The following is a 4,308-nucleotide window of genomic DNA, read 5'->3' on the forward strand; positions in this document are numbered from 1 at the left end:
CTGGCCAACATGAAGGCCGACGGGCGCTACGACGCGATCTACGAAAAGTGGTTCGGCACGAAGCCCGCCAACTGAGCTGACACCGGGCTGCGGCGACCCTGCGCGCCGCAGCCATCCCCTTTCCGCCGCCGGAGCGAGCCATGCAGACCGACTGGTCCGTCGTCCTGACCTTTCTTCCCCAGCTGATCGCAGGCGCGAAAATCACCGTGCAGATCACCGTGATCGGCCTTCTCGGCGGGCTGATCCTCGGCACCGTCGCGGGGCTCATGCGCGCCTATGGCGGCCGGGTGCTGAACGCCATCGCCTTCGCCTATGTCGAGCTGATCCGCGGCACGCCGATCGTGGTGCAGGTGATGTTCCTGTATTTCGCCATGCCGATCCTGACCGGGCTGCGCGTCGACCCGATGTCGGCCGCGGTGCTGGCGATCATCGTCAACGCCGGCGCCTATATCGCCGAGATCGTCCGCGGCGCCTTCCTGTCGATCTCCAGGGGCCTGACCGAGGCCGGGCTGGCGCTTGGCCTGCCGCAGTGGAAGGTGCTGGTCTACATCCTCGGGCCGCTCGCCTTCCGCCGGCTGATCCCGCCCTTGGGCAACCAGTTCATCGTCAGCCTCAAGGACACCTCGCTCTTCATCGTCATCGGGGTGGGCGAGCTGACCCGGACGGGGCAGGAGATCATGGCCGCCAACTTCCGCGCGGTGGAAATCTGGACCGCCGTCGCCGTCATCTACCTGATCCTCACCGGGGCCATGACCGTGGCGCTGCGGGTGATCGAGAAACGCATGAGGATCCTGTGAGCATCATCGAATTCCGCAAGACCTCGAAGCATTTCGGCGACCTGAAGGTGCTGGACGAGGTCGACCTGTCGATCGACACGGGCGAGGTGGTGGTGCTGATCGGGCCATCCGGTTCGGGCAAGTCGACGCTGCTGCGCTGCATCAACGGGCTGGAACAGATTTCCGGCGGCGATCTGGTGATGGACGGGATCAGCGTCCGCGCCGGCAAGAAGCAGTTGCGCCTGATCCGGCAGGAGGCCGGGATGGTGTTCCAGCAGTTCAACCTCTTTCCGCAGATGACCGCACTGGAAAACGTCGCCTTCGGGCCGCGCAAGGTGCGCGGCGCCTCGGCCGCCGAGGCGCGCGACCAGGCGCTGGCGCTGCTTGACAAGGTGGGCCTGCGGGAAAAGGCCGGCAACTACCCGTCCGAACTCTCCGGCGGCCAGCAGCAGCGCGTGGCGATCGCCCGGGCGCTGGCGGTGCGGCCCAAGGTGATGCTGTTCGACGAACCGACCTCGGCGCGCGACCCCGAGCTGAAGCAGGAAGTGCTGACGGTGATGCGCCAGCTTGCGCAGGAAGGGATGACGATGGTGGTCGTCACCCACGAGATGGCCTTCGCCAAGCAGGTCGGCACGCGGCTGATCTTCATGGAACACGGCAAGATTTCGGTCGACGGCGATCCGCGCGCGGTGATCGGCAACCCGCCCAGCGAACGGCTGAAAGACTTCCTGCAACATGTCGAGTGAACCGGGAACCCTCGGCTGGGTCGCCGCCGGCGGCACGCCGCGCGACATCGGCCGGGCGCTAGGGCGGGCCGGGCGGGCGGCGGTGCACCGCCATCTCCTCGGCGCGCCGATCTGGCAGCGCGTGACCGATCCCGCGCATGGCGCCCGCCTCGCCCGCATGACGGCGACTGTCAAGGCGCGCTTTCCCGCGATCTGGGCCGAGATCGAGGGGCTGGCCGAAGGGCTCGGCCTGCCCCTCGCAGAGGTGATGGCGTGGAACTGCCGCGGCGATCTTCTGGCCTCGGTGCCGGACGGCTGCACCACCGTCATGCTGCCGGGCGAGACGCCGGTCCTCGCCCACAACGAGGACGGCCTGCCCTTTTTCCGCGGCGCCGCCTTCGTCGCCGACGTGAGGCCCGCGGGTGCGCCGGGCTTCCGCGCCTTCTGCTATCCCGGTTCGCTCCCCGGCCACACCTTCGCCCTCACCGAGGCGGGGCTGGTGCAGACGGTGAACAACATCCGCCTGACCGGGGTCGAGGCCGAGGTGCCGCGCATGGTGCTGGGCCGCGCGGTCATCGCCGCGCGCGACATCGACGCCGCCCTCGCCGTGCTCGGCGCGCATCCGGACTCGGGCGGGTTCCATTTCGCGCTGTCGCACGTGGCCGACCGGCGCATCGTCTCGGTCGAATTCGGCGGTGGCGAAGTGTCGGTGGCCGAAGTCGCGGTGCCCTCGGTCCATGCCAACCACGCGCTGCACCAGCCGCGCGGGCTGGCGCAGCAGATCGTCACCGCCTCCTCGCGCGACCGTCAGGCTCGCGGCGCAGCCCTTCTGGCCGGGGGTGAGCGCGATCCGCTGGCGATCCTGCGCGACACCGGCGGGCCCGGCCTGCCGATCCGGCGCGACGCCGCCGACGACCCGGACGACGAAAATACCCTTGCAACGGCGCTTTTCCGTGTCACAGAAGACGGGATCGAGTGGAGCATCCATGACCGCAGAGCCGGCGCCCCCTCCTACGAAGGCAAGACCGCCTGAAACGCTGAGCGAGCTGCGCGCGCTGATGGTCGCCATCGCGCGCGGCGAGGCGTCGATCACGCTCGGCGCCAAGACCCGCGAAGCGCTCGGCCGCATCCTCGACCTGACCGGAAGCCCCGCGCTTCTGTCGATCACCGCGCTGGCGGAGGTGCTGGAGGTCAACCCCTCCACGCTCACCCGTCTCGCCCACAGCCTCGGCTACTCCGGCTTCCCCGCCTTCCAGCAGGTGCTTCTGACCGCGTCGATGGCCGCACCGGGAGAGTTCTATTCCCGCCAGGCCCGCGCCGCGCTGGCCGAGGGGACCAGCACCCAGTCGCGCGCGGTCCAGCTCTGCCGCGAGAACCAGGCCAACATCGACCGCTTCGTCGAGCATTTCGACACCGAGGCGTTCGAGGCCGCGGTCGGCCTCCTGATGTCGGCGCCCCGCGTCGCCGTCTACGGCATCCGCCAGTTCCACGCCATCGCGGCCTTCCTCGTCTACGGGCTGCGGATGATCCGCTCCGACGTCGCGCTCCTCGATGCCAACAGCCTCGGGACCGCCGAGGGGCTTGCGATGCTGGAAAAGGGCGACGTCCTGCTCGCGGCGAGTTGCGCGCCCTATTCCGCCCAGGTGGTCGAGACGGCCCGGGTTGCGCGCGAGATCGGCCTGTCGATCGTCGCCCTCACCGATCGCGCCAGTTCGCCGCTGGTGGACACATCGCGCGCGGCAATCCTCGTCGGCCACCAGTCGAGCTTCATCTCCAACAGCTTCGGCGCCTTCACTGTGGCGGCCGAATGCCTGATCAACGCCTGCGCCGCGGCCCGGCCCGACCAGACCCGCAAGGCGCTGATCGACCGCGACCGGATGATCGAGCGGCTTGGCATCGAGATGTGAACGGCCGGCAGCGCAACGCCACGGCACGCGAGCCCCCGGTTACACCGTCGCGGGTGCCACCACCCAGAGGACCTCGCAGGCATCGTCGCCGACGGTCCAGAAGCGCACCATCGCGGTGGACGGGAAGGCGAAGCTGTCGCCGCAGTTGACGACGAATTCGACGCCGTTCAGCTCGAGCCCCATGGTCCCGGCCAGCACGATCCCGCATTTGCCGCCCTCGGCATTGCAGTAGGGTTCGCCCGACGAGGCGCCGGGCTTCAGCAGGAAGCGCAGCATCTGGATCGTCGGCTGCGTGTCAGGGGTGAGCAGCTCCTTGACAAGGGCGCCATCGTGATAGGTCAAGGACCGGCGCGCGCCTGCGGGCACGATGTATTCGGCCGCCTGGCTTTCCTGTTCGCCGTCGCGGTGGAAGAGCCAGTTCACCGGCATGTCCATCGCCGCGCAGATCGCGCGGAGGGTCTTGATCGAGGGCGCGGCAAGCCCGCGCTCGACCTGGCTCAGCATGCCCACCGAGATGCCGGCGGGTTCGGCAACCTGCTTGAGCGACAGGCCACGCATCTGCCGGCGCAGGCGCAATGTCTCGCCGACCTGGCGCGTGTCGCTATGTGCTTCCAGATGGTTCAGATCGGCTGGCACAGCTGCCCTCCCCGGTTGCCGTTCTTGAATTTTATAACATTCTTCATATAAGTTCACCAAAATTAAAATCAATTGACAGAAATTTAAAACGGATCATAGTCATCCGCAGAGATGTCGAGTCCATGCCGGAACACGGAACGCCGCCTCGGGCCGGAACATCTCCTGACGAGCCAGATTCATGATTTCGGGAGGAAATATCATGAAAACGATCGGTGTTGCGCTGTTGTGCACGGTCATGACAGCAATCCCCGTCACAGTGATGGC

Annotated in this window: 5 protein-coding genes; 4 read left to right on the forward strand and 1 reads right to left on the reverse strand. The window is 67.7% G+C overall.

The window, feature by feature from the left end; translation table 11 throughout:
* Nucleotides 1–140: 140 nt before the first annotated feature.
* From glnP to ACE3P6_RS20300, 4 genes are read left to right on the forward strand one after another with little or no spacing between them, the layout of a single operon-like run.
* Nucleotides 141–797 (forward strand): glutamine ABC transporter permease GlnP, encoded by a 657-nt coding sequence (gene glnP / locus ACE3P6_RS20285; RefSeq protein ID WP_374398236.1) that lies wholly within the window; start codon nt 141–143, stop codon nt 795–797.
* Nucleotides 798–799: 2 nt separating this feature from the next.
* Nucleotides 800–1,522 carry a glutamine ABC transporter ATP-binding protein GlnQ gene (gene glnQ / locus ACE3P6_RS20290; protein ID WP_374398240.1) on the forward strand — a complete coding sequence of 241 codons (723 nt, stop codon included), beginning with the start codon at nt 800–802 and terminating at the stop codon, nt 1,520–1,522.
* A complete protein-coding gene (locus tag ACE3P6_RS20295) occupies nt 1,512–2,534 on the forward strand; it encodes a C45 family autoproteolytic acyltransferase/hydolase (protein WP_374398237.1) in 1,023 nt (340 codons plus the stop codon). Before glnQ ends, ACE3P6_RS20295 begins: the two co-directional genes overlap by 11 nt.
* Nucleotides 2,488–3,408 (forward strand): MurR/RpiR family transcriptional regulator, encoded by a 921-nt coding sequence (locus ACE3P6_RS20300; protein WP_374398238.1) that lies wholly within the window; start codon nt 2,488–2,490, stop codon nt 3,406–3,408. Before ACE3P6_RS20295 ends, ACE3P6_RS20300 begins: the two co-directional genes overlap by 47 nt.
* Nucleotides 3,409–3,447: 39 nt before the next feature.
* On the opposite strand, the gene ACE3P6_RS20305 is transcribed toward ACE3P6_RS20300, so the two are convergent.
* On the reverse strand, nt 3,448–4,044 hold the full coding sequence (locus ACE3P6_RS20305; RefSeq protein ID WP_374398239.1) for a helix-turn-helix domain-containing protein: 597 nt from the start codon (nt 4,042–4,044) through the stop codon (nt 3,448–3,450).
* Nucleotides 4,045–4,308: the final 264 nt, after the last annotated feature.

The organism is Tabrizicola sp., assembly GCF_041911175.1.
Lineage (GTDB): Bacteria > Pseudomonadota > Alphaproteobacteria > Rhodobacterales > Rhodobacteraceae > Tabrizicola.